The organism is Burkholderia sp. BE17, assembly GCF_009362305.1.
GTDB lineage: Bacteria > Pseudomonadota > Gammaproteobacteria > Burkholderiales > Burkholderiaceae > Burkholderia > Burkholderia pyrrocinia_C.
In genome coordinates this window covers 134,376-154,912 of record NZ_WHNU01000015.1, presented here as the reverse complement: position 1 = coordinate 154,912, position 20,537 = coordinate 134,376, and the positions used below count along the sequence as shown (strand labels likewise).

The following is a 20,537-nucleotide window of genomic DNA, read 5'->3' as shown; positions in this document are numbered from 1 at the left end:
TCACGCCGAATTTATACACGACGGCGCGGGAAACGGCAGGCCGGGCCCGAAAAATCGGCGTGCGGCCGGTTCGTCAGGTCGCGCAGCGCATGCTCCGCCGTCGGGAACGTGAACATGAATCCGTCCTGATGCAGCCGGGCCGGCATCACCCGCTGCCCGTCCAGCAGCAGCTCCGCCATCTCGCCCATCGCGCAGCGCAGCGGCGCGGCCGGCACGTGCAGCCATGCGGGGCGGCGCAGCACCTTCGTCACGACCTGCACGAACTCGCGCTGGGTCAATGCCCCGGGCGCCACCGCGTTGTAGACGCCGTGCATGCCCGCGTTCGACATCGCGCGCGCGATGATCCGCAGCACGTCGTCCCGGTGAATCCAGCTCATGACCTGCGCGCCATCACCGAAGCGTCCGCCCATCCCGAAGTAATGCGGCAGCAGCATCGGGCGCAACGCGCCGCCGGGGCCGAACACGACGCCCAGCCGCAGCACCACCGCGCGCACCCCATGGCGCTCGAGCGGCTGCGCGGACAACTCCCACTGCCGGCACAGCTGGGACATGAAGCCGGTGCCGGCGCTGCTGTGCTCGTCGAGCCGCTCGTCGGCCGGCCGTACGCCGTAATAGCCGATCGCGGATGCCTGGATCCATGCGCGCGGCTTGACCTCGGCGGTCTCGACCCAGCGCATCAGCGACTGCGTGACGCCGACACGGCTGGCGAGCAGCAGCGCCTGCCGACGCTTGCTCCAGCGTGCGCCCAACACCGGCGCCCCCGCGAGATTGACGACCGTATCGAAACGCTCGTGCGGCTGCAACTGTTCGACGGACGTCACGCTGCGCACGCGGCCCTGGAACTGGTAGGCCGCGCGCAGCGGATCACGCGCCAGCAACGTGACCGTGTGCCCCGCATCGAGCAGTTGGTTCACGAGGGTTGCGCCGATAAAGCCGGTCCCGCCGGTGACGAGCACGTTGCCCGGCGGCTGTCCCGCGAACGGATTGGCGACCGGAGCGTGTCGCGCGATCCGGCAGGCGGCAATCCCGTCGCGGATACCCGATACCGTCACGCCGACGGCGAACAGGCTGAGCAGCCAGCCGCGCCAGCCGAGATCGATCGCGTGCAGCGCGGTCGGTTCGTGCGCCCAGGCAGCCAGTTGCATCGCGAGCATCCCGAACAGCGCGCCGCCGTTGACGGCCAGCAGCGTGTGCAGCACGCGCTCGGTCGCCGGCAGCTTGCGGCTTTGGTCCTCGACCACGAAATCCCACAACGTCAGCACCACTTCGACGAGCACCGCCGCCGCGATCGCCGCGACCCAGGCGCCGTGAAACGCGACGTTCGCGATCGATACGAACACGAGGCCGTAGAGCACGGAACGCACCGCATGAATCGCCAGCTCGAGCCGCGCGCGCGGGCTGTGCGGCAGGTCCTGCGTGAGTTCGTGGTGATAAAGCGTATCGAATGCGCCCATCGCGCCCTGCACGATCAGCAGGTTGAGCGCCCAGTCGTAGGCAGGCAAGGTGTTCATGCGGTATCTCTCCTCAACATCCAGACAAGCGGCGGAACCATCGCGACGAGTGCGGCCGCGTCGATCGCCACGTGGCCCCATACACGGGCCTGCAATGAAAACAGCATGTCCTGCGGCGCCCAGACCAACAGGCCGGCCAGCAGCCATCCCCACGTTTCCCGCCTGCGCAACCGGTTGCCGAGGTGGATGAGCGCGAGCATCCAGACCGATGCGCACTGCACCGTCGCGCCGATCAGCGACATCCACCATATCTGCTGGGCACGCGCCGGTTCCGGTGCCGCACCGGCCCAGAAATGCAGCTCGATGCCGCGGTGATACGCATCGACGAACGGTGCGCCGGCGAGCCACGGAACAGCCACACCGACGAGCAGGTGGACGATCGCTGCGGCATACATCCAGCGCACGACGATGCGGCGCATGTTGTCGCGCGCAGGGCGATCTGCCGCCGTGTTTTCAGCGGCCTTGCCGATGCGGCACGCCGGCCCTTCGCAGTGCGCTTCGGCGTGATAGCCGAGCCAACTGGAAACGGCGTGCCGGTTGCGTGCGATGCGGCGATACAGCGGCGCGAGCGCGTCGCGCATGGCCGGCACGCCAAGCGGCCAGACGAGCCAGCGGCGCCCGACCAGCGTATAGGCGGCCAGGATGCTGTCCACGCCGGTCAGCATGCGTCCGTCGGGCAAGCGCGCATGCAGCTCGCGATTCAGCGCGGGCAGGTCGACGCCCAGCGACGCCGGATCGAAACCCGGCTCGGCGATATCGACGAACGCCAGCCGGTGTCGAGTATTCCAGGCCGCGAGACGCCGAATTTCCGCGACGCATAACGGACACCGTCCGTCGAAGTACAGCACCAGTTCATTTGAGTCCATGATTTGCACTCCTTCTTGTTATCGCAAGCATCATGAATCGATCGATTGACTGCTTTCAGGTGCGCCATACCGCCGCTCCGCGCTGCGGCGACGGCCCTACACCGGCTTGATCACCATCAGGAAGTAGACGGACAACATCGCGAAGAACGCCGGATAGCCGAGCAGCTCCCAACGCTTCGCATAACGCCAGTAGCGCTCCGGCAATGCGGCGTCGCCGTTCACGTGAGCGAGCTTCGCCATCGCGGCGAGCTCGACCTGCAGCCACACGACCGGCAGCCAGCACGCGCCCGCGATCGCGTACAGCACGATCGACGCGACGAGCCACGGCGTATGCCACGGCCAGCCGGCCGTATGCGCGAGCCACAACCCGGACGCCGGCTGGAAGATCACGGCCGGTGTCGTGAACCACCAGTCCGCGCGCACCACGAGCCGCGACACGGCCGCGATCGCGGGCACCGACCGCGTGCGGTTCGCGAAGAACAGGTAGAACGCGGTGCCGAACCCCGTGCCGACCAGCAGCACCGAGGACAGGATATGCAGCGCCTTGACGACGAGATAGGTATTCATGCGTGTTCTTCTTCTGAAAACAGGATCAACAGGATCGCGAGAATCGGCACGTTCTTGAGCACGGGGCCGAACGGTTCGGCCAGCAGGCCCGGCATCGTGACCGCGATGACCGCCGAATACGCGACGATCAGCGCGGCTTGCGCGACCCACAGGCGGCGCGACGGCGCGGCGACGGTCGCGATGCCGAATGCTAAATCCAGCGCGCTTGCCGCATAGAGCGCGACCAGCGCGGGCAGCCCCGTCAGGTGCGCATGCGCGAGCAATGCGAGGCTCGCGCGCAGCGGATGAATGAACGCGCTTGCGATGGCCGTCCAGATCCACACGATCGCGAGTGCACCCAGCAGCAACGGGCGCCGCCACATCGCGAGCGCGTCGCGACGCAGCGCGGCCGCATCCGCGCCGATGAAACCGCCGATGCCGCGCGGCGGCCGGCCGAGCACGGCCGTGGCGGCCGCCGGATCGCCGGTGTTTCCGCCGCGCAGCATCGTCCACGTGTCGCGCGTCAACATCGCGCCCGGCAGCATGCCGAGCAGCGCGGCTGCCGCGCCGACCAGCGGACCCGGCAGCGTCACGCCGGCGGCCGGCGGAAACCCCAGCGCGGCGCGGTAGCGGGCCAGCATCTCGCGGTATTCGACCTCGTCGTTGCCGACCACGTCGATCATCGCGCTGCCGGCCGTCGGCGAATCGAACGGCTGCGCGACCAGCCGCGCGACGAGTTCGGCGAGATCGTCGACATGCACGGGACGCAGCCGTTGATGGCCGCCCGCCGGCAGTGCATGCACGGGCAGGCTCGCAAGCATCCGGAAAAACCGCGCCGACGTGCCGGCCGCGCCGTAGACGAGCGCGGGACGCACGATCCGGAAGTCGATCGGCAATGTCTGCAGGAAGCGGTCGGCTGCGTGCTTGCTCGCGAAGTACCGCGTATCGCCGCGCTCGACGCCGAGCGCCGAGATCTGGATCACGCGCCGCACTCGCGCGCGGCAGCACGCTGTAAAGAGCGCGCACGGCGCGGCGCGATGCACGGCGTCGAGCGTCGCGCCGCGTCGATCGGCGAGGATGCCGACCGCATTGATCACCACGTCGACGCCCTCCAGCCGCGCGAGCCACGCTTCCGGTTCGACGTCCTTCGCGAAGTCGATCGCGACGTCGCGCGAGCCGGCCGCATCGCGCACGCCGCGCAGCACACGATGGCCGCCGGCTTCGAGCTGCGCGCACAGTGCCCGCCCGATGAAGCCGTTCGCGCCGCAGACGAGGACGGTCATGCTGCGTTCCCCGGTGCGGCCGCTCTGGCCGGTCGACGGCAAGACTGCGTTCATTTTCATCCTCTATTTACAGTTATTTCTGTACAAACAGAAATATCAATCCCGAAAAAAGCGGGCTTCGTGCCCGCACTTCCGTTACCGCTTACTTCGACGACTTGCGCCTGACCGTCTGGCTGATCTTCGCGCCGATGCCGAGCGCCTTCATCAGCGTATCGGGCTTGAGCCGCAGCATCTCGTCCGACCAGGTCGTGAGCGTCTCGACGAACTGCAGCGTGTCGCGGATGCGCTGTTCGGTCTCGCGGCTCTCGTTGGCGATCTCCGGGCTCGTCAGGCAATCGCGCAACACCGTGAGGGTCGGCTCGATCTCGCGCTGCCGCCGCCCTTCGACGATCAGCTTGAACAGTTCCCAGATGTCGGTCGACGTCTCGAAATGGTCGCGGCGATCACCCAGCACATGCACGACCTTCGCGAGCCGCCACGCCTGCAGCTCCTTCAGGCTCGTGCTGACGTTGGAGCGCGCGACGTTGAGCGTCTCGGCGATCTCGTCGGCCGCGACCGGCCGGCCGGCCAGGTAGAGCAGCGCGTGGATCTGCGAGACGGTTCGGTTGACGCCCCACCGCGAGCCCATTTCGCCCCAGTGGAGAATGAATCGTTCGGCAATCGGTGTGAGTTCCATGTCGGGAAATTTATTCATTTCAGTTATTTCTGTCAAGAGAGAAATAACCTGACGATTCGGCACCTTCCGGCCGCGCCCGCCCGCGATCGGCCGCTTCCTTTACAATGCGCGGGATTTTTCCGATTTCAGGCCGTTTCTGCCTTTCTGACTAGAGGGTTTCCATGATCATCAAACCGCGCGTGCGTGGCTTCATCTGCGTGACGACTCATCCTGTCGGCTGCGAAGCCAACGTCAAGGAACAGATCGACTACGTGACTTCGCACGGCCCGATCGCCAATGGCCCGAAAAAGGTGCTCGTGATCGGCGCGTCGACCGGTTACGGCCTCGCCGCCCGGATCTCGGCCGCATTCGGCTCGGGCGCGGACACGCTCGGCGTGTTCTTCGAGCGCGCCGGCAGCGAATCGAAGCCCGGCACGGCCGGCTGGTACAACAGCGCCGCGTTCGAGAAATTCGCCGCCGAAAAGGGGCTCTATGCGCGCAGCATCAACGGCGACGCATTCTCCGACAAGGTCAAGCAGGTCACGATCGACACCATCAAGCAGGATCTCGGCAAGGTCGATCTCGTCGTCTACAGCCTCGCGGCGCCGCGCCGCACGCACCCGAAGACGGGCGAAACGATCAGCTCGACGCTCAAGCCGATCGGCAAGGCGGTCACGTTCCGCGGCCTCGACACCGACAAGGAAGTGATCCGCGAAGTCGCGCTCGAACCGGCGACGCAGGAAGAGATCGACGGCACCGTCGCCGTGATGGGCGGCGAGGACTGGCAGATGTGGATCGACGCGCTGGATGAAGCCGGCGTGCTGGCCGACGGCGCGAAGACGACTGCCTTCACGTATCTCGGCGAGCAGATCACGCACGACATCTACTGGAACGGCTCGATCGGCGAAGCGAAGAAGGATCTCGACAAGAAGGTGCTGTCGATCCGCGACAAGCTGGCCGCGCACGGCGGCGACGCACGCGTGTCGGTGCTGAAGGCCGTCGTCACGCAGGCCAGCTCGGCGATTCCGATGATGCCGCTGTACCTGTCGCTGCTGTTCAAGGTGATGAAGGAAACCGGCACGCACGAAGGCTGCATCGAGCAGGTGTACGGGCTCCTCAAGGACAGCCTGTACGGCGCGACGCCGCACGTCGACGAAGAAGGCCGCCTGCGCGCGGATTACAAGGAGCTCGATCCGCAGGTGCAAGCGAAGGTCGTCGCGCAGTGGGACAAGGTGACGAACGAGAACCTGTACGAGCTGACCGACTTCGCCGGCTACAAGACCGACTTCCTGCGTCTGTTCGGCTTCGAGATCGCGGGCGTCGACTACGACGCGGACGTGAACCCGGACGTGAAGATCCCGGGCATCATCGACACCACGGCCTGACGGCACGGCCCGCCGCGCGCACCGCGCGGGCGGCGGGCCGAGCTTCCCGGCGGCGTCAACGCGGCGCCGGTTCTTCCAGATAGACGCCCGACGACAGCGTGGCTTTCACCTGCCGCGTGAACTCGTCGGTCGACACTTCCTCCGCACCCGCTTCGATCGCGTCGTAGGCCTGGCGCACGACGTCGTCCGGCGTGGCCTTCGGCACGTCGAGGTCGCGTGTCAGGTCGGTATCGATGAAACCGGCATGCAGCCCGACGACCTGCGTGCGCTGCTCGCGCAGCGAATGGCGCAGCCCGTTGGTCAGCGCCCACGCAGCCGATTTCGACACGCCGTATCCCGACAGGATCGGCCGGTTCACCCAGCTCGCGACCGACAGGATGTTCAGGATCGCGCCGCCGCCATGGCCGGCGAGGATGCCCGCAAACGCCCGCGACATCGCCAGCATCCCGAACACGTTGGTTTCGAAGTGATCGCGCAGTGCGTCGGGCGCGCCGTCGTCCGTCAGGCTGCCGAGCCGCGCGATGCCTGCGTTGTTGATCAGCAGCGTGACGTCGCGCGCCGCGTCGGCCGCCGCGGCGACGGCCGCCGGATCGGTCACGTCGAGCTTCACTGGCACGACGCCCGGCAGCGTCACGCTGGCCGGATCGCGCGCGGCCGCATAGACCTTCCGCGCGCCTCTCGCGAGCGCCTGCTTCGCAAACTCGAGCCCGAGCCCGCGGTTTGCACCCGTCACGAAAACGACTGCACCTTCGATCTTCATGATCGTTCCTTTCGCATGATGAATCGCATGCGCGCCGGCTCGTCGCGCGTGAGATCCGGTGGAAAACGAGGCTGCCATTGCGTACCGAATCGCTGCGCCGCCGGGGGCAGACGGTGAGCCGTCCGCTGCCCGTCACCCTGCGGCGCCAAAGACCTCGACCGACTGCCATCCGTGTTCCAGCCGTGGCTTCGCACCGCCCGCCAAGTCGGCTACACTCGATATCAATGTCGATCACCATTGTCTTTGCGGTGCATTGTGTTCGCGCGGCCCGGGCATGTCAATTGTGATCGCCATTGTGATTTTCAATCGACGCGATCAGCAGAATCAGGGAGGGATCGATGGGCGTGTCAAGACAGCAGGCTGCCGAGAACCGGAGCGCGATCGTCGCGGCCGCCGAGCGGCTGTTCCGCGTACGCGGCGTCGACGCCGTGGGGTTAACGGAGTTGATGAAGGAAGCCGGCTTCACGCAGGGCGGCTTCTACAACCACTTCAAGTCGAAGGATGCGCTGGTCGCCGAGGTGATGGAAAAGGCGATGCAGGACCGCGCGGATTCGCCGAACGCCGGCAGTCTCGCCGCGCAGGTGGCGTTGTATCTGTCGGCGGCGCATCGCGACAATGTCGAGGCCGGGTGTCCGCTGTCCGGCTTCGCGGGCGACGCGCCGCGACTGACCGACGCGGCGCGCGCGTGCTACGCGCACGGCCTGACAGCGTATCTCGACCGGCTGGAACGGATGGTGGCGACCGAAGGCGCGACGCTGGCGCAGACGCGTCGCGACGCGCTCGCGGTATTCAGCCAGATGGTCGGGGCGCTCGTGCTGTCGCGTGCGATTGCCGGCACCGATCCCGCGCTGGCCGACGAGATCCTCGAGGCCGGACGCGATACGCTCATCGACGGATGCGACGGTCCGGTTGCGCCGGCGTAACGAAGCGCGCAGCGCTTCCCGCGCTATTCGACCGCCCGCGCGGCATCCCACAGCGGCTGCCCGCCCAGCGCCGCATGCCACGCATCGAAACGCGTGCGCCACGATTCGAACGGCTCCGTCAGCGGATGGCGCGGATCGTCGCTGAGCGAATACGCCATCCCTTCGATCAGCCAGCGCGGTTTGGTCGCGACGGCAAGGTTGCCGAGCACTTCGGCCTGGCGGTGATGGATCAGCTCGTGCGCGAGAAAGTAGGTCTGCCAGCCGCGCGGCGCCACGGCCACGCCGAAATCGCCGAGCGTCAGCGCCGCGCGCTGGCCGAGGCCGAATGCGTCGGCGCACGCGCGCGTCGAACAGAACACGACGCGCGGCGCGGCGCGGAACGCGCCGACGGCCGCCGCCGCGCGCGCATAGCCGTCGCGATAGAGCTGCTGCGCGTCGCCGAGCTTCGCGGCATCGTCCGTGCAGATGTCGGCGCTCGGGCAGGACACGCCGGGGATCAGCGCGGGCGCGACGATGCGCAGCGGCTTGACGAGCGCGTACGCGGCAATCGGCAGTGCGACGAGCAGGCCCGCGAGGGCGAGAGCGACATGGGAGCGTTTCATCGAGGCGGCGGGTCCGTAGCGTTTTGTTGGCGTTCTACCTGCGTGAATATATCGGACCGGCACGGTTGCCGGCCCTGCTTTTCTTGCTGACCGGCTTCAGGCGCCGCCCGGCTCTCGACTCTCAGCTCTCAGCTCTCAGCTCTCAGCGAGGCATGGCGGATGCCGATGAGCGGCGCTAATGCGTGCCGCTACGCGAGCTGCTTGTGGAAGAACGTCGTCGCGCAAAACGCGCGGTCAGGCATCAACGCGTAGTTCGGCACGACGCCGACGCGCTGCCAGCCGGCCCGCTCGTACAGCCGCTCGGCGTCGCCGCCCGTCACGGTGTCGAGCACGAGCACGGTCTTGCCGGCGTCGCGCGCGGCCGCGTCGGCCGCCGCCATCAGCCGCGCGGCGACGCCCTGCCGGCGCGCGTGCCGCGACACGAGCATCTTCGCGATATCCGCGCGATGCGGCTGGTTCTCGGGCTGCGCGGTCACGACCTGCACGGTGCCGACGATCCGGCCGGCCGAGTTTTCGGCGACGAGCAGGATCCGCTCACCGTTCTCCACGCCGTCGGCCACGCGCGTCCAGAACGCGACGGCGGTCGGCCGCTCGATCGGCAACATGAAGCTGACGGACGCGCCGCCCTCGACGCAATCGATCAGCACGTCGGCCAGCGCGTCGACGCAGGCCCTCGCGTCGCGCGCGCCGACGCGGCGGACGGTAACAGGTTCGGTCATGCATCTCCGGTAGTCAGCCGGGCCGCACGCGTTCGTTCGTCATGCGCCCGGATTGGAAAGAGCGCCAGCCGGTCGTCGACGCTTGCGCAACGGCGGCAGGCGTCCGGCAACGCGGTGCAGGTTGGCGCGTGTTACCGCCCCATCATCCTACGCGACGAAAATTTTCGCTGCATCGCCTATACTTAGCCGCATGGCTAACTTTCAATCCGGCATCAGCGACGTGTTCCACGCCCTCGCCGACCCGACGCGCTGCGCGATCGTCAGCGCGCTCGGCCAGGGCGAGCGGACCGTCTCCGCGCTGGCCGCGCCGTTCGACATGGCGCTGCCGTCGTTTATGAAGCACGTCGCCGTGCTCGAGCGCAGCGGCCTCGTCGAGACCAGGAAAACCGGCCGCTCGCGCACCTGCGCGCTGGTCGGCAGCCGGCTGACCGAGGCCGAGGCATGGCTCGCCGCGCAACGCGCGCTGTGGGAAGCGCGATCCGATCGTCTCGTCGAATTCGTCGAACGCCGTCACCAGGAGGAGCAAGATGTCAGCAAGCCACATCGAACCCGCTGAAGCCAACGACCTCGTCATCACGCGCACGCTGCGCGCCCCGCGCCGCGCGCTGTGGCGTGCGTGGACCGATCCCGAACTGCTCAGGCAATGGTGGTGCCCGAAGCCGTGGACCACCGAGGTGCGCGCGTTCGACCTGCGGCCGGGCGGCGCCTTCCACACGTTCATGCGCGGCCCCGATGGCGGCACGAGCGACAACCCCGGCTGCTTCCTCGAAATCGTGCCAGAAGCGCGCATCGCGTTCACGTCGATGCTTACCGGCGGCTGGCGGCCGCAAGTGCCGTGGCTGGGCTTCACGGCGATCATTACGATGGCCGACGACGATGCGGGCAGCCGCTACGAGGCACGCGTGATGCACCCCGATGCCGCGACGCGCGAGCGCCACGAAGCGCTCGGCTTCTTCGAGGGCTGGAACACCTGCATCACGCAGCTCGACGCATTCGCGGCCACGCTGCGCTGAACGGCTGAACGGCTGAACGCGGGCGGGTGCGCGTTTATTGCAAGCCGCCCCGCCCGCGCCTACGATTCCTGAAGGAAGCGTGACGACACGCCGGCATCCGGCGTGCACCGTCGCGCGCGCTCCGCGGGAGGCGTCATGTTGCATATGCACACGCATTCGACCCGGGTCAGCCGGCACCTGAACGCACCGCGTGGGCGCGTCTACCGCGCACTGCTCGATCCGCACGCGGTCGAGCAATGGAAGGTGCCCGACGGCATGACGTGCCGCGTGCATGCGTACGACGCGCGCGAAGGCGGCGCGCTACGCGTGTCGCTGAGCTACGACGCGCCGTCGGCCGACACCGGCAAGACCACCGCGCGCACCGACACCTACCACGGCCGCTTCGTCACGCTCGTGCCGGACCAGCAGGTCGTCGAGATCGACGTGTTCGAAACCGACGATCCGATGCTGCGCGGCGCCATGACGATCACGATCACGCTGTCCGACGAAGCGGGCGGCACGCGCGTGGACGCCGTGCAAGACGGAATACCGCCCGGCGTGCCGGCCGCCGACAACGAGACCGGCTGGCGCATGGCGCTGGCGAAGCTCGCGGCGCTGGTCGAGACAGGGTGAGCGCGCGCGGGCCTGCCGTGACGCGCCGTCAGCCGAGCCGGTAAGCGCGCGTAACCGTGCCGCGGAACAGCGCGTCGCGCTCGTCCGGGCTCGCATGCGCGGTCAGCCGCTTGAACGCGTTCCAGCCGTTCACGTACGAATACGAGCCCTTGTCGACCGGGAAATTGCTCTCGAACATGCAGCGCTCGGCGCCGAATGCTTCGATACAGGTCAGCATCCACGGCTTCCACGCGTCGGCGAGCTGCGCGGAAGACGGCGGCCGCGCGCCCTTCTCGAAATCGAAACCGTTGATGCGCATCCCGAGCCCGCCGACCTTTACATACACGTTCGGCAGTTGCGCGAGCGTGCGCATCGACGCCGACCAGCGCTCGAACACCTCCGGCCGCTTGTCCGCATAGCTCGCGATCCGCACGACGCCGCCGCAATGATTGACGACGATCCGCGTATCGGGGTTCGCCTTCGCGAGCTCGAACAGCTCGGGCAGTTGCGGAAAGAACAGCCACGCGTCATACGACAGCCCGAGCGGAGCGAGCTGCGCGACGCCGGCCCGGTACGCGGAATCGAGCAGCAGCCCGCGCGGCACCGCCGACAGCGGATTGGCGAGCGTCGGATCGGCATCCCACGTGGTCAGGTGCCGAACCCCTCGAAACCGCCCGCGCCCCGCTTCGAGATGCGCCTCTAGCACGTCGCGCACGCGTTCGCCGAGCCGCAGGTCCGCGTGTCCGACGATGCCTTTCGCGACGGCCGGACGGCCGTGTTGCAGCGGCTCGGTCACGCCGGCGACATAGGCCGTCTCGCCGGCCGGCTTCAGTTCGGAGGGGCCGGAATCGCGATAGCGCGTCTGCGCCTGCATGTAGACGGACGCCTGGATGTTGTGGCCCGAGCGAGCGTCCTGCAGATAGTCGTCGAGCATGTAGATCCAGCCCGGCCGTTCATAGAAATGATGATGCGCGTCGACGATCGGCAGGTCGGGCTCGAGCGCGGGTTCGAGCGCCGACGCGAGCCAGTCGGGGCGGACGGCGAGATAGTTGCCTTGCGTCGTCATGCGGGAAGCTCCATCTTGGGCCGGTGCGGGCGTATCGGCGAACGCGGGCACCGCGAGCGACGCGGCAGCCGCGCCGAGCAGCCGGCGCCGCTTGATCGAAATCGTCGTGTCCATGTCATTCGCTCCGGTCGAACGCATACAGCGACAGCGTGAGCAGCGTCGTGATCGCCAGCACGATCGCGAGGCCGAGCATGCCGGCCGTGAAGGTGCCGAAGCTGTCCTTCAGGTAGCCGACGAGATAAGGGCCCGCGAAACCGCCGAGCGCGCCGATCGAGTTGATCAGCGCCAGCCCGCCGGCCGCGGCCTGGCCGGACAGGAAGCGCGAAGGCAGCGTGTAGAAGATCGTGCGGCCGGCAATCGTGCCGATCAGCGCGAGCGTGATGCCGACGAGCGCGGGGCCGAGCGTCAGGAAATGCGTCGACACGCCGAGCGCCACCGCGCCGATGAACAGCCCGATCGCGAGGTTCGCGACGGGGCCGCCGCGACGGTCCACACGCTTCGCCCACCACAGCAGCGCGACCGTCGCGAAGAAGTACGGCACCGCGGACAACCAGCCCGTCTGCATCGTCGACATGCCGTGCGCCTTCAGCATCTGCGGCAGCCAGATGCCGATCCCGTACGAACCCATCGTGAAGCCGAACGAGATCAGCGCGAGCACGTACACGCGCACGTCGCGCAGCGCGACGCCGAAGCGCTTCTTGCGGCCGGCGGCCGCGCCTTCGCGCTCGAACGCGCGCTGCAGCGCCGCGCGCTCGTCGGCCGTCAGCCACGCGGCATCCGCCGGCGAATCGGACAGCAGCTTCAGCACGAAAAAGCCGAGCACGCACGCGGGCAGCCCTTCGACGATGAACATCCACTTCCAGCCCGCGAGCCCGAGCGCGCCGTCGAGCTGCAGCAGCCACGTCGACAGCGGGCCGCCGATCAGCGACGACAGCGGCGTCGACACGGTGAACCACGCGAGCACGCGCGTGCGGTAGCTCGCCGGAAACCACACGGCGAGGAAGAAGATCACGCCCGGAAAGAATCCGGCCTCGCCGATGCCCAGCAGCAGCCGGATCGCGTAGAAGCTCGTCGGCCCGGTCGCGAGCGCGGTCGCGGCCGCCATCAACCCCCACGTGATCATGATGCGGGCGAGCCAGCGGCGCGCGCCGAAACGGTACAGCGCGAGATTGCTCGGCACCTCGAACGCGCAGTAGCCCGCGAACATGATCCCCGCGCCCCAGCCGAACTGCGTCGCGGTCAGCCCGAGATCGCGGTTCATCGTGAGCGCCGCGAACCCGACGCTCGTGCGGTCGAGGTAGTTGAAGAAATATGCGAGCGCGAGCAGCGGAATGAAGCGCCATGCGGCCTTGCGCACGGCCCGTTGCTCGACCGACGTGTCGGTCTCGCGATCGGCGGCCAGCGCCGGGGAAGCGGATGTCATGGTTGTCTCCGTGGATGCGGCGATCCGCGCCCGCGCGTTGCGCGGCCGGGATGCTTTTGTTCGTTCGATGGATCGCGGCCGCGCTATGCGCTCGCCACTTCGTTCGGCGAAGGCGCGCCGCCCGGCCCGTCGCCCTGTGCTGCATCGTCCGCGCCGTACTGCCCCGCGACGACGCCCGCTTCGATCAGCGCACGCGCGTCGTCCGGCGCATAACCGAGCTCGCCGAGCAACGCGTGCGTGTCCTGACCGAGCGCGGGTGGCGCCGAGCGCAGCCGCAGCCGCTCGCCCGCGAGCGTCAGCGGCAGCAGTGCGGTGCGTGTGTCGACCGGCCGGCCTGCGCAGCTCGCGTCGGCCGGCAGCGTCACCGCTTCGAGGCCGCCGGTCGCCAGCAGATGCGGATCGTCGAACAGGTCCTGCGGCTTCGTGATCGGCGCGTACGGCAGGCCGATCGATTCGAAGATCGCGCCGATCTCCGCGGCCGAATGCGGCGCGAGCCGCGAGCGCAACTCGGGCAGCAGCCACTCGCGCGCCTGCACGCGCAGGTTGTTGGTCGCGAGGCGCGGATCGTCCTTCAGCGCCGCAAAGCCGAACGCATCGCAGAACAACGCCCACTGCGTATCCGACACGACCGCGAGAAAGATCTGCTCGCCGTCCTTCACGGAGAACACGTCGTAGACGGCCCACGCGGAGATCCGGCTCGGCATCGGCGACGCGGCCTGCCCCGTCACCGCGAACTGCATCATGTGCTGCGCGACGAGGAACACGTTGTTCTCGAACAGCGCGCTCTGCACCTGCTGGCCGCGGCCGGTGCGCTCGCGCTGCGCGAGCGCGGCCATCGCGCCGATCGCGCCGAACATCCCGCCCATGATGTCGTTTACGCTCGCGCCCGCGCGCAGCGGCCGGCCCTCGGGGCCCGTCATGTAGGCCAGGCCGCCCATCATCTGCACGACTTCGTCGAGCGCGGTGCGATGCTCGTACGGCCCCGGCAGGAAGCCCTTGTGCGACACGTAAACGATGCGCGGATTCAGCGAGTACAGCGCGGGATAACCGAGGCCGAGCCGGTCCATCGTGCCGCTCTTGAAGTTCTCGCTGAAGACGTCCGCCGTTCCGACGAGCCGCAGCACGATTTCCAGCCCGCGCGGATCCTTCACGTCGACCGCGAGGCTCTTCTTGTTGCGGTTGAACATCCCGAAGAAGCCCGCGCCGGAGCCGCGCAGCGCACGCGTGCCGTCGCCCGCGATCGGTTCGATCTTGATGACTTCCGCGCCGAGATCCGCGAGCAGCATGCCGCAGGTCGGCCCCATCACCATGTGCGTCATCTCGATCACGCGCACGCCTTCGTACGGCAGTGCCGCAGCAGGTAGCCGGCCGCTCATTGCGCGACTCCCGTCAGGCATCCTTCCGGTTGAGCCGCTGCCGGAGAGCGGCCGTCCGCGTAGCGGAAGCCCTTCGGCAACCCGGCGTCCGGCACGTGGCCGTACAGCGCCTCGGACGGCAGCGCGTCGTGCAGGATCCCGCGCGCGACGAGCAGCGCGTCGACGTCGACGCCCGTGTCGACTCCCATCGATTCGAGCAGGAACACGAGATCCTCGGTGACGATGTTGCCGGTCGCGCCCGGCGCATACGGACAGCCGCCGAGGCCGCCCTGGCTCGCGTCGATCGTCGTCACGCCCGCGTCGAGCGCCGCGACGACGTTCGCGAGCCCCTGCCCGCGCGTGTTGTGGAAATGCGCGCCGCCGGCCTTGTCGCCGACTTCGCGGCGCAGGCGCGCGAACAGCCGGCGCACCTGCGCCGGGTTCGCATAACCGCTCGTATCGGACAGCCCGATTTCGTCGACGCCGCATTCGGCCATCTCGACGGCCATCGCGATCGTCTCGTCGTCGCTGACGGCGCCCGCGATCGTGCAGCCGAACGCGACCGACACGCCCGCCTCGATCTGCACCGACGGAAACCGCGCATCGCGCAGCGCGACGATCGCGCGCACCTCGTCGATCATCTGCGCGGGCGTCTTGCGGATGTTCGCCAGCGAATGCGCTTCCGTCACCGATACCGGCAGCGTCAGCTTGTGCACGCCCGCGTCGAATGCGTGTTCGGCGCCGCGCAGGTTCGGCGCAAGTGCGGCGACATGCAGCCCGGGAATCGCCAGCGCGTGCGCGACGACTTCGCGCACATCGGCCATCTGCGGCAACAGCGTGGCCGGCACGAACGACCCCACCTCGATCTCGCGCAGGCCAGCCGCGGCCAGCGCGGTGATCCAGCGCAGCTTGCCGGCCGTCGGCATCACGGTCCTGATGCTCTGCAGGCCATCGCGCGGCCCGACCTCGCTGACCAGCACCTTCGGATATTCGGAAACGCTCATTCGATACCTCATCGTTCTATCTAAAAGAACATCGTTCTGTTTGACAGAACTTTAGGCGTGTGCCGAATGAGCTGTAAGCGGGGTATACCCGTGAAATTGCGATTTTCTGGAACTTGCGTTCTGCCAGACAGAACGATATAGTCGACCGACCATCATTCGAAGGAAGCAGGCAGTGCCTACGACTCAAGCAGATCAGGCCGGCGACGGGACCGATTCGTCGGCCGAGGAAGCCTCCAGCGGCGTCGCCGTGCTCGACCGCGCGTTCGCGATCCTCCGTGCATTCGGACCGACCGACGACCGGCTGTCGCTCGCCGAACTGTCGCGCCGCACCGGGCTGTACAAGAGCACGATCCTGCGTCTGCTCGCCGCGCTCGAACATGGCGGCTTCATGCGCAAGCTCGACGACGGCCAGTACGCGGTCGGGCACGAGCCGCTGCGGCTCGCCGCGCTGTACCAGCGCTCGTTCCGGGTCGGCCCGGTGGTCGAGCCGCTGCTCGAGACGCTGAGCCGCGAACTCGGGGAAACGGCGTCGTTCTACGTGCGCCAGGGCGACATGCGCTCGGTGCTCTACCGCGTCGAGCCCGCACGCGCGGTGCGCGTGTCGATTCGCGTCGGCGAGGAGTTTCCGGTTGGCCAGGGCGCGTCCGGGAAGGTGCTGCTGGCGTTCACCGACACGCAGGACGCACGCTGGAACGACGTGCGCGAACAACTGTGGGCCGCGTCGTACGGCGAGCGCGACCCCGAGACGGCGTCGGCGTCCGCGCCCGTGTTCGATGCTGCCGGCGCATGCGTCGGCGCGCTGACGGTGTCGGGCCCGAAATCGCGGCTCGCCGCCACGCCCGCGATGGCGGCGGCGCTCGCGATGCTGCTGCCGCTCGCGCAGAAGGCGACCGTCGCACTCGGCGGCGCGGGCGCACGCTACGACGCGGCCGCCGTGCGCGACAGCCTCGCGCGGCTCGCGTCGGCGTCAGTGCCGACGCCGGGCGACAGCGCGCAACCGTAGCCGGCGACGCGCGGCCGCTCCCGCCCGGATGCGGCGAATCTCGTTCGCCGCAATCGCTCGTCCGCCGCGCAACAGCGCAAAACGCCACCGCGTGCGACACTCGCTGCACCCCACATCGCGCGCCGCCTGGCCGGCACGCGACGACCCGACCGTCGATCGGCCCCGCACGAGGAGACATTCGCCATGACCGCCGCGCACACCGCCACCTGGTATTTCGATTTCGTTTCGCCGTTCGCCTACCTGCAGCAGGAGCAATTCGACCGCTTGCCGCCGGCTGTCGCGTTCGAGCCCTGCCCGATCGTGCTCGGCGCACTGCTCGCGCACTGGGGCCAGAAAGCGCCCGCTGAAATCGCCGCGAAGCGCCTGTTCACCTATCGCCACGCGCAATACCGCGCGGACAAGCTCGGTATCCCGTTCCGGATGCCGCCGGCACATCCGTTCAACCCGATCAAGCCGCTGCGCCTCGCGATCGCGATGGGCTGTTCGCTCGATGCGATCCAGCGGATCTTCCGGCATATCTGGCGCGACGGCCATGACGTGTCGACACCGGAAGGCTTCGCCGCGCTGTGCGAAGCCGTCGGCTTTCCGGACGGCGTAACGGCCGTCGACGCGCAGCCGGTGAAGGACGCGCTGCGCGCGAACACGGACCGCGCGATCGCGCACGGCGTATTCGGCGTGCCGACCTTCGAACTCGACGGCGACCTGTTCTGGGGCGAGGATGCGACCGACATGTTCGCCGACTGCGCGACGTCCCGCGCATGGCTCGACTCGCCCGAGGTGCGCCGCATCAGCGCGCTGCCCGAAGGGATTCGGCGCGGCTGAGCCTGCGAACCGTGGGCCGGATGCGCTTCGCGACGTCCGCCCGATTCCGCCGCGCGCCGGCCGATCCGCCGCCGCAATTGTCATCCACAAGACAACTTCCGCCCACCGCTCCGCCTACACTCGCGGCATCACAACCCGGGAGGAGACGCCGATGCGCTACGCGAACAAGGTGATACCGGTCGACGACGCGCTGTCGCACGTGCACTCCGGCAGCCGCCTGATGCTCGGCGAATTCGTCGGCGCAGGCGAAGCCGCCGTCTGCATCGAAGCATTGCTGCGTCGCGACGTGAACGGATTGACGCTGATCGCCAACACGCCCGGCCTGCGCGGCGGCTTCCTCAAGGCGCGGCTGTTCGCGTCCGGCCAGCTCGCCGAATTCATCGGCACGCACGTCGGCACGACCGACGAGTCGACGCACGCGTACCTGACCGACGCGGTGCGCGTGACGGAGTTCTTCCCGATGGGCACCTGGGCCGAGAAGGTGCGCGCCGGCGCGATGGGCCTGGGCGGCGTGCTCGTGCCGGTCGGCGTCGGCATCCTCGACCAGCCGGGCATGTTCCCCGCCCTCGATGCGCCCAAGCGGAAGATCGAGATCGACGGCCGCACGTGCTTCGTCGAGCCGCCGCTCACCGCGGACGTGTCGATCATCAAGGGCTGGCGCGCCGACACGTTCGGCAACGTCGAGTTTCGCGGCACGTCGCTGCAGAACCAGCGCGACATCGCGATGGCGGGCCGCTATACGATCGTCGAAGTCAACGAGATCGTCGAGGTCGGCGCGATTCCGCCCGAGCGGGTCGGTTGTCCCGGCGTGTTCGTCGATGCGGTCGTGCACGGGCTGACGCTCGACGAACAGCACGCGCTGTACCGCCGGCAATGGACGAAGCTCGGCCGGCTGCCGACCGCCGACGACGCAGCGCACGCCTGATCGACGCGCCCTCGCACACGCCTTGAAGGAGACCGCCATGCCCGCCCCCGCGCTGCCCACGCATCCGAAACAACGCATCGCCGCCCGCTGCGCGCAGGAATTGCGCGCGGGCGAAGTCGTCAACCTGGGGCTCGGCATCCCCACGCTGACCGCGAACTATCTCGACGCCGACGCCGGCGTGATCTTCCATACCGAGAACGGCGCGTTCGGCTTCGGCGGCCGGCCGTCGCTCGACGCACTCGACAGCGACGTCACCAACGCCGGCTGCGAACCGATCACGTTGCCGCCCGGCGCGGCGCTGATGGATCTCGCGACGTCGCTCGGCGCGATGCGCAACGGCTACATCGACGTCACGATCCTCGGCGCGCTGCAGGTCGACGCGCAGGGCAACCTCGCGAACTGGGCGTGCCGGCGCGACGGCAAATGGTGGCCCGGGATCGGCGGCGCGATGGACCTGTGCCACGGCACGCGCAAGGTAATCGCCGCGCTCCAGCACACCGACAAGCACGGCCGCCCGAAGATCCTGCCGCGCTGCACGCTGCCGCTCACCGGCAGCGGCTGCGTGAAGGTGATCGTCACCGAACATGCTGTGTTCGACGTGACGGACGACGGCCTGGTGCTGCGCGAAATCCTGTCGCATGCCACACTGGATGAAATCCGCGCCATGGCCGGCGCGCCGTTCACGCTGGCGCCGACTTGGCACGCGCAGGCCGCGCCGGCCACCCCGGAAGGACTCGCGCGATGAGCCCCAAGCAAACCGCCACCTGGTATTTCGATTTCGGTTCGCCATTCGCGTATCTGCAGCTCGAGCAGTTCGACCGGCTGCCGCGGACGCTGAGCGTCGAGCCGCGCCCCATCGTGCTCGGCGCGTTGCTGAAGCACTGCGGGCAAAAGGGCCCCACCGAGATCGCCGCCAAGCGCGGGTTCATCTATCGCTACGCGCATTACCGCGCCGGGCAGCTCGGCATCGCATACCGGATGCCGCCCGCGCATCCGTTCAATCCGATCAAGCCGCTGCGGCTCGCAATCGCGATGGGCGGCTCGCTCGATGCGATCCGGCGCATCTTCCGCCATATCTGGCGCGACGGGCATGACGTCGCGTCGCCGGAGGGCTTCGCCGCGCTGTGCGACGCCGTCGGCTTCCCCGAAGGCGTGACCGCCGTCGATGCGCAGGAAGTGAAGGACGCACTGCGCGCGTATACCGACGACGCGATTGCGCGCGGCGTGTTCGGCGTGCCGACGTTCGGACTCGACGGCAACCTTTTCTGGGGCGAGGACGCGACCGCGATGTTCGTCGATTGCGTCGCGTCGCGCGCGTGGCTCGATTCGCCCGAAGTACGCCGCATCAGCGCACTGCCCGAAGGCATCCGGCGTGACTGAGCCGTCCGTCCCCGGCACCGCGCGCCCCGGCGTCGGCCGCGCGCGGCTCGCGCATATCGCCGCGTGGTCGATCGAGCTGCCCGACGACGAGGCGGAGCGCGCCTGCGCGGGCATCGTCGAGAAGACGTTCGCGCGCGGCGCGTGCATCTGCCCGAAAAACACCGTGCTCGAAAGCTGGACCGGCGTCGTGACCGGCCTGATCAAGATCGGCACGGTGTCGCCGGAAGGGCGCAGCGTCACGTTCACCGGCGTGCCGGCCGGCGGCTGGTTCGGCGAGGGCACCGTGCTGAAGAACGAGCCTCGCCGCTACGACAGCGTCGCGCTGCGCGACACGCGCATGGCCTTCATGGAACGGCCGACCTTCATGTGGCTCGTCGAGCACAGCGTCGCGTTCAACCGCTTCCTGGTCCGTCAGCTCAACGAACGGCTGTCGCATTTCATGGCGCTGCTCGAATACGACCGGCTGCTCGATGCGACGCCGCGGCTCGCTCGCTGCCTCGCGTCGCTGTTCAATCCGGTGCTGTATCCGGGCGGCGGCGATCACCTCGATATCACGCAGGAAGAGCTCGGCCTGCTGTCCGGCATCACGCGACAGGTCGCGAACCAGTCACTGAAGACGCTGCAGAAGGAAGGGCTCGTGCGGCTCGAATACGGCGGGATCACCGTCGTCGATCTCGCGCGCTTGCGTTGCTACGGCGCGTGATA

23 protein-coding genes are annotated in these 20,537 nt (G+C 68.4%); 11 read left to right on the top strand and 12 right to left on the bottom strand.

Annotation, left to right across the window (positions count from 1 at the left end; translation table 11 throughout):
- Nucleotides 1-11: 11 nt before the first annotated feature.
- The 5 genes from GD429_RS15395 to GD429_RS15375 all read right to left on the bottom strand — a co-directional run bounded on the left by GD429_RS15395 (nucleotide 12) and on the right by GD429_RS15375 (nucleotide 4,882).
- Nucleotides 12-1,511, bottom strand: a complete 1,500-nt coding sequence (locus GD429_RS15395; RefSeq protein ID WP_152857669.1) for a TIGR01777 family oxidoreductase — start codon at nucleotides 1,509-1,511, stop codon at nucleotides 12-14.
- Nucleotides 1,508-2,377, bottom strand: a complete 870-nt coding sequence (locus tag GD429_RS15390) for a thiol-disulfide oxidoreductase DCC family protein (protein ID WP_152857668.1) — start codon at nucleotides 2,375-2,377, stop codon at nucleotides 1,508-1,510. Before GD429_RS15390 ends, GD429_RS15395 begins: the two co-directional genes overlap by 4 nt.
- Before the next feature lie 96 nt (nucleotides 2,378-2,473).
- The gene (locus GD429_RS15385) at nucleotides 2,474-2,944 is read right to left on the bottom strand and encodes a DUF2269 family protein (protein ID WP_152857667.1); all 471 of its coding nucleotides are present in this window, start codon (nucleotides 2,942-2,944) and stop codon (nucleotides 2,474-2,476) included.
- Nucleotides 2,941-4,260, bottom strand: coding sequence for an SDR family oxidoreductase (locus GD429_RS15380; RefSeq protein WP_152857666.1), 1,320 nt, complete (start codon nucleotides 4,258-4,260; stop codon nucleotides 2,941-2,943). The genes GD429_RS15385 and GD429_RS15380 overlap by 4 nt, the downstream gene beginning before the upstream one ends.
- A gap of 88 nt (nucleotides 4,261-4,348) precedes the next feature.
- Nucleotides 4,349-4,882, bottom strand: a complete 534-nt coding sequence (locus GD429_RS15375) for a GbsR/MarR family transcriptional regulator (protein WP_047902276.1) — start codon at nucleotides 4,880-4,882, stop codon at nucleotides 4,349-4,351.
- Nucleotides 4,883-5,043: 161 nt separating this feature from the next.
- Between GD429_RS15375 and fabV the strand changes: the two genes are divergently transcribed.
- Nucleotides 5,044-6,246, top strand: a complete 1,203-nt coding sequence (gene fabV, locus GD429_RS15370; RefSeq protein ID WP_152857665.1) for an enoyl-ACP reductase FabV — start codon at nucleotides 5,044-5,046, stop codon at nucleotides 6,244-6,246.
- A gap of 55 nt (nucleotides 6,247-6,301) precedes the next feature.
- On the opposite strand, the gene GD429_RS15365 is transcribed toward fabV, so the two are convergent.
- Nucleotides 6,302-7,006, bottom strand: coding sequence for an SDR family oxidoreductase (locus GD429_RS15365; RefSeq protein WP_152857664.1), 705 nt, complete (start codon nucleotides 7,004-7,006; stop codon nucleotides 6,302-6,304).
- 338 nt (nucleotides 7,007-7,344) lie between these two features.
- Between GD429_RS15365 and GD429_RS15360 the strand changes: the two genes are divergently transcribed.
- Nucleotides 7,345-7,929 (top strand): TetR/AcrR family transcriptional regulator, encoded by a 585-nt coding sequence (locus GD429_RS15360; protein WP_152857663.1) that lies wholly within the window; start codon nucleotides 7,345-7,347, stop codon nucleotides 7,927-7,929.
- Between the two features lie 23 nt (nucleotides 7,930-7,952).
- Here the strand turns inward: GD429_RS15360 and GD429_RS15355 are convergent, their stop codons facing one another.
- A complete protein-coding gene (locus GD429_RS15355) occupies nucleotides 7,953-8,531 on the bottom strand; it encodes a hypothetical protein (protein ID WP_152857662.1) in 579 nt (192 codons plus the stop codon).
- A gap of 188 nt (nucleotides 8,532-8,719) precedes the next feature.
- On the bottom strand, nucleotides 8,720-9,250 hold the full coding sequence (locus GD429_RS15350; RefSeq protein WP_152857661.1) for a GNAT family N-acetyltransferase: 531 nt from the start codon (nucleotides 9,248-9,250) through the stop codon (nucleotides 8,720-8,722).
- A 190-nt stretch (nucleotides 9,251-9,440) separates the two neighbouring features.
- Between GD429_RS15350 and GD429_RS15345 the strand changes: the two genes are divergently transcribed.
- The 3 genes from GD429_RS15345 to GD429_RS15335 all read left to right on the top strand — a co-directional run bounded on the left by GD429_RS15345 (nucleotide 9,441) and on the right by GD429_RS15335 (nucleotide 10,875).
- On the top strand, nucleotides 9,441-9,806 hold the full coding sequence (locus GD429_RS15345) for an ArsR/SmtB family transcription factor (RefSeq protein WP_152857660.1): 366 nt from the start codon (nucleotides 9,441-9,443) through the stop codon (nucleotides 9,804-9,806).
- Complete coding sequence (locus tag GD429_RS15340) at nucleotides 9,778-10,263, top strand: SRPBCC family protein (RefSeq protein ID WP_152857659.1); 486 nt, start codon at nucleotides 9,778-9,780, stop codon at nucleotides 10,261-10,263. The genes GD429_RS15345 and GD429_RS15340 overlap by 29 nt, the downstream gene beginning before the upstream one ends.
- Nucleotides 10,264-10,398: 135 nt before the next feature.
- A complete protein-coding gene (locus GD429_RS15335) occupies nucleotides 10,399-10,875 on the top strand; it encodes an SRPBCC family protein (protein ID WP_152857658.1) in 477 nt (158 codons plus the stop codon).
- A gap of 28 nt (nucleotides 10,876-10,903) precedes the next feature.
- Here the strand turns inward: GD429_RS15335 and GD429_RS15330 are convergent, their stop codons facing one another.
- The 4 genes from GD429_RS15330 to GD429_RS15315 form a co-directional block, all read right to left on the bottom strand.
- The gene (locus tag GD429_RS15330; RefSeq protein WP_152857657.1) at nucleotides 10,904-12,034 is read right to left on the bottom strand and encodes an amidohydrolase family protein; all 1,131 of its coding nucleotides are present in this window, start codon (nucleotides 12,032-12,034) and stop codon (nucleotides 10,904-10,906) included.
- Between the two features lies 1 nt (nucleotide 12,035).
- Nucleotides 12,036-13,343, bottom strand: coding sequence for an MFS transporter (locus GD429_RS15325; protein ID WP_152857656.1), 1,308 nt, complete (start codon nucleotides 13,341-13,343; stop codon nucleotides 12,036-12,038).
- Nucleotides 13,344-13,426: 83 nt separating this feature from the next.
- On the bottom strand, nucleotides 13,427-14,719 hold the full coding sequence (locus GD429_RS15320; protein WP_152857655.1) for a CaiB/BaiF CoA transferase family protein: 1,293 nt from the start codon (nucleotides 14,717-14,719) through the stop codon (nucleotides 13,427-13,429).
- Nucleotides 14,716-15,702 (bottom strand): hydroxymethylglutaryl-CoA lyase, encoded by a 987-nt coding sequence (locus tag GD429_RS15315; protein ID WP_152857654.1) that lies wholly within the window; start codon nucleotides 15,700-15,702, stop codon nucleotides 14,716-14,718. The genes GD429_RS15320 and GD429_RS15315 overlap by 4 nt, the downstream gene beginning before the upstream one ends.
- A gap of 172 nt (nucleotides 15,703-15,874) precedes the next feature.
- Between GD429_RS15315 and GD429_RS15310 the strand changes: the two genes are divergently transcribed.
- From GD429_RS15310 to GD429_RS15285, 6 genes are all read left to right on the top strand, one after another.
- The gene (locus GD429_RS15310) at nucleotides 15,875-16,705 is read left to right on the top strand and encodes an IclR family transcriptional regulator (RefSeq protein ID WP_321574624.1); all 831 of its coding nucleotides are present in this window, start codon (nucleotides 15,875-15,877) and stop codon (nucleotides 16,703-16,705) included.
- Between the two features lie 183 nt (nucleotides 16,706-16,888).
- Nucleotides 16,889-17,527, top strand: a complete 639-nt coding sequence (locus tag GD429_RS15305; protein WP_152857653.1) for a 2-hydroxychromene-2-carboxylate isomerase — start codon at nucleotides 16,889-16,891, stop codon at nucleotides 17,525-17,527.
- A gap of 151 nt (nucleotides 17,528-17,678) precedes the next feature.
- The gene (locus GD429_RS15300; protein ID WP_152857652.1) at nucleotides 17,679-18,452 is read left to right on the top strand and encodes a CoA transferase subunit A; all 774 of its coding nucleotides are present in this window, start codon (nucleotides 17,679-17,681) and stop codon (nucleotides 18,450-18,452) included.
- Nucleotides 18,453-18,489: 37 nt separating this feature from the next.
- A complete protein-coding gene (locus GD429_RS15295) occupies nucleotides 18,490-19,197 on the top strand; it encodes a 3-oxoacid CoA-transferase subunit B (protein WP_152857651.1) in 708 nt (235 codons plus the stop codon).
- Nucleotides 19,194-19,832, top strand: coding sequence for a 2-hydroxychromene-2-carboxylate isomerase (locus tag GD429_RS15290; RefSeq protein ID WP_152857650.1), 639 nt, complete (start codon nucleotides 19,194-19,196; stop codon nucleotides 19,830-19,832). The genes GD429_RS15295 and GD429_RS15290 overlap by 4 nt, the downstream gene beginning before the upstream one ends.
- On the top strand, nucleotides 19,825-20,535 hold the full coding sequence (locus tag GD429_RS15285; protein ID WP_321574623.1) for a Crp/Fnr family transcriptional regulator: 711 nt from the start codon (nucleotides 19,825-19,827) through the stop codon (nucleotides 20,533-20,535). Before GD429_RS15290 ends, GD429_RS15285 begins: the two co-directional genes overlap by 8 nt.
- Nucleotides 20,536-20,537 lie beyond the last annotated feature (2 nt).

What these genes read in the sequence shown, in the direction of transcription:
- GD429_RS15395 (WP_152857669.1), bottom strand. Translation starts at nt 1,511, where the DNA reads ATGAACACCTTGCCTGCCTACGACTGGGCGCTCAACCTGCTGATCGTG.
- GD429_RS15390 (WP_152857668.1), bottom strand. Translation starts at nt 2,377, where the DNA reads ATGGACTCAAATGAACTGGTGCTGTACTTCGACGGACGGTGTCCGTTA.
- GD429_RS15385 (WP_152857667.1), bottom strand. Translation starts at nt 2,944, where the DNA reads ATGAATACCTATCTCGTCGTCAAGGCGCTGCATATCCTGTCCTCGGTG.
- GD429_RS15380 (WP_152857666.1), bottom strand. Translation starts at nt 4,260, where the DNA reads ATGAACGCAGTCTTGCCGTCGACCGGCCAGAGCGGCCGCACCGGGGAA.
- GD429_RS15375 (WP_047902276.1), bottom strand. Translation starts at nt 4,882, where the DNA reads ATGGAACTCACACCGATTGCCGAACGATTCATTCTCCACTGGGGCGAA.
- fabV (WP_152857665.1), top strand. Translation starts at nt 5,044, where the DNA reads ATGATCATCAAACCGCGCGTGCGTGGCTTCATCTGCGTGACGACTCAT.
- GD429_RS15365 (WP_152857664.1), bottom strand. Translation starts at nt 7,006, where the DNA reads ATGAAGATCGAAGGTGCAGTCGTTTTCGTGACGGGTGCAAACCGCGGG.
- GD429_RS15360 (WP_152857663.1), top strand. Translation starts at nt 7,345, where the DNA reads ATGGGCGTGTCAAGACAGCAGGCTGCCGAGAACCGGAGCGCGATCGTC.
- GD429_RS15355 (WP_152857662.1), bottom strand. Translation starts at nt 8,531, where the DNA reads ATGAAACGCTCCCATGTCGCTCTCGCCCTCGCGGGCCTGCTCGTCGCA.
- GD429_RS15350 (WP_152857661.1), bottom strand. Translation starts at nt 9,250, where the DNA reads ATGACCGAACCTGTTACCGTCCGCCGCGTCGGCGCGCGCGACGCGAGG.
- GD429_RS15345 (WP_152857660.1), top strand. Translation starts at nt 9,441, where the DNA reads ATGGCTAACTTTCAATCCGGCATCAGCGACGTGTTCCACGCCCTCGCC.
- GD429_RS15340 (WP_152857659.1), top strand. Translation starts at nt 9,778, where the DNA reads ATGTCAGCAAGCCACATCGAACCCGCTGAAGCCAACGACCTCGTCATC.
- GD429_RS15335 (WP_152857658.1), top strand. Translation starts at nt 10,399, where the DNA reads ATGTTGCATATGCACACGCATTCGACCCGGGTCAGCCGGCACCTGAAC.
- GD429_RS15330 (WP_152857657.1), bottom strand. Translation starts at nt 12,034, where the DNA reads ATGGACACGACGATTTCGATCAAGCGGCGCCGGCTGCTCGGCGCGGCT.
- GD429_RS15325 (WP_152857656.1), bottom strand. Translation starts at nt 13,343, where the DNA reads ATGACATCCGCTTCCCCGGCGCTGGCCGCCGATCGCGAGACCGACACG.
- GD429_RS15320 (WP_152857655.1), bottom strand. Translation starts at nt 14,719, where the DNA reads ATGAGCGGCCGGCTACCTGCTGCGGCACTGCCGTACGAAGGCGTGCGC.
- GD429_RS15315 (WP_152857654.1), bottom strand. Translation starts at nt 15,702, where the DNA reads ATGAGCGTTTCCGAATATCCGAAGGTGCTGGTCAGCGAGGTCGGGCCG.
- GD429_RS15305 (WP_152857653.1), top strand. Translation starts at nt 16,889, where the DNA reads ATGACCGCCGCGCACACCGCCACCTGGTATTTCGATTTCGTTTCGCCG.
- GD429_RS15300 (WP_152857652.1), top strand. Translation starts at nt 17,679, where the DNA reads ATGCGCTACGCGAACAAGGTGATACCGGTCGACGACGCGCTGTCGCAC.
- GD429_RS15295 (WP_152857651.1), top strand. Translation starts at nt 18,490, where the DNA reads ATGCCCGCCCCCGCGCTGCCCACGCATCCGAAACAACGCATCGCCGCC.
- GD429_RS15290 (WP_152857650.1), top strand. Translation starts at nt 19,194, where the DNA reads ATGAGCCCCAAGCAAACCGCCACCTGGTATTTCGATTTCGGTTCGCCA.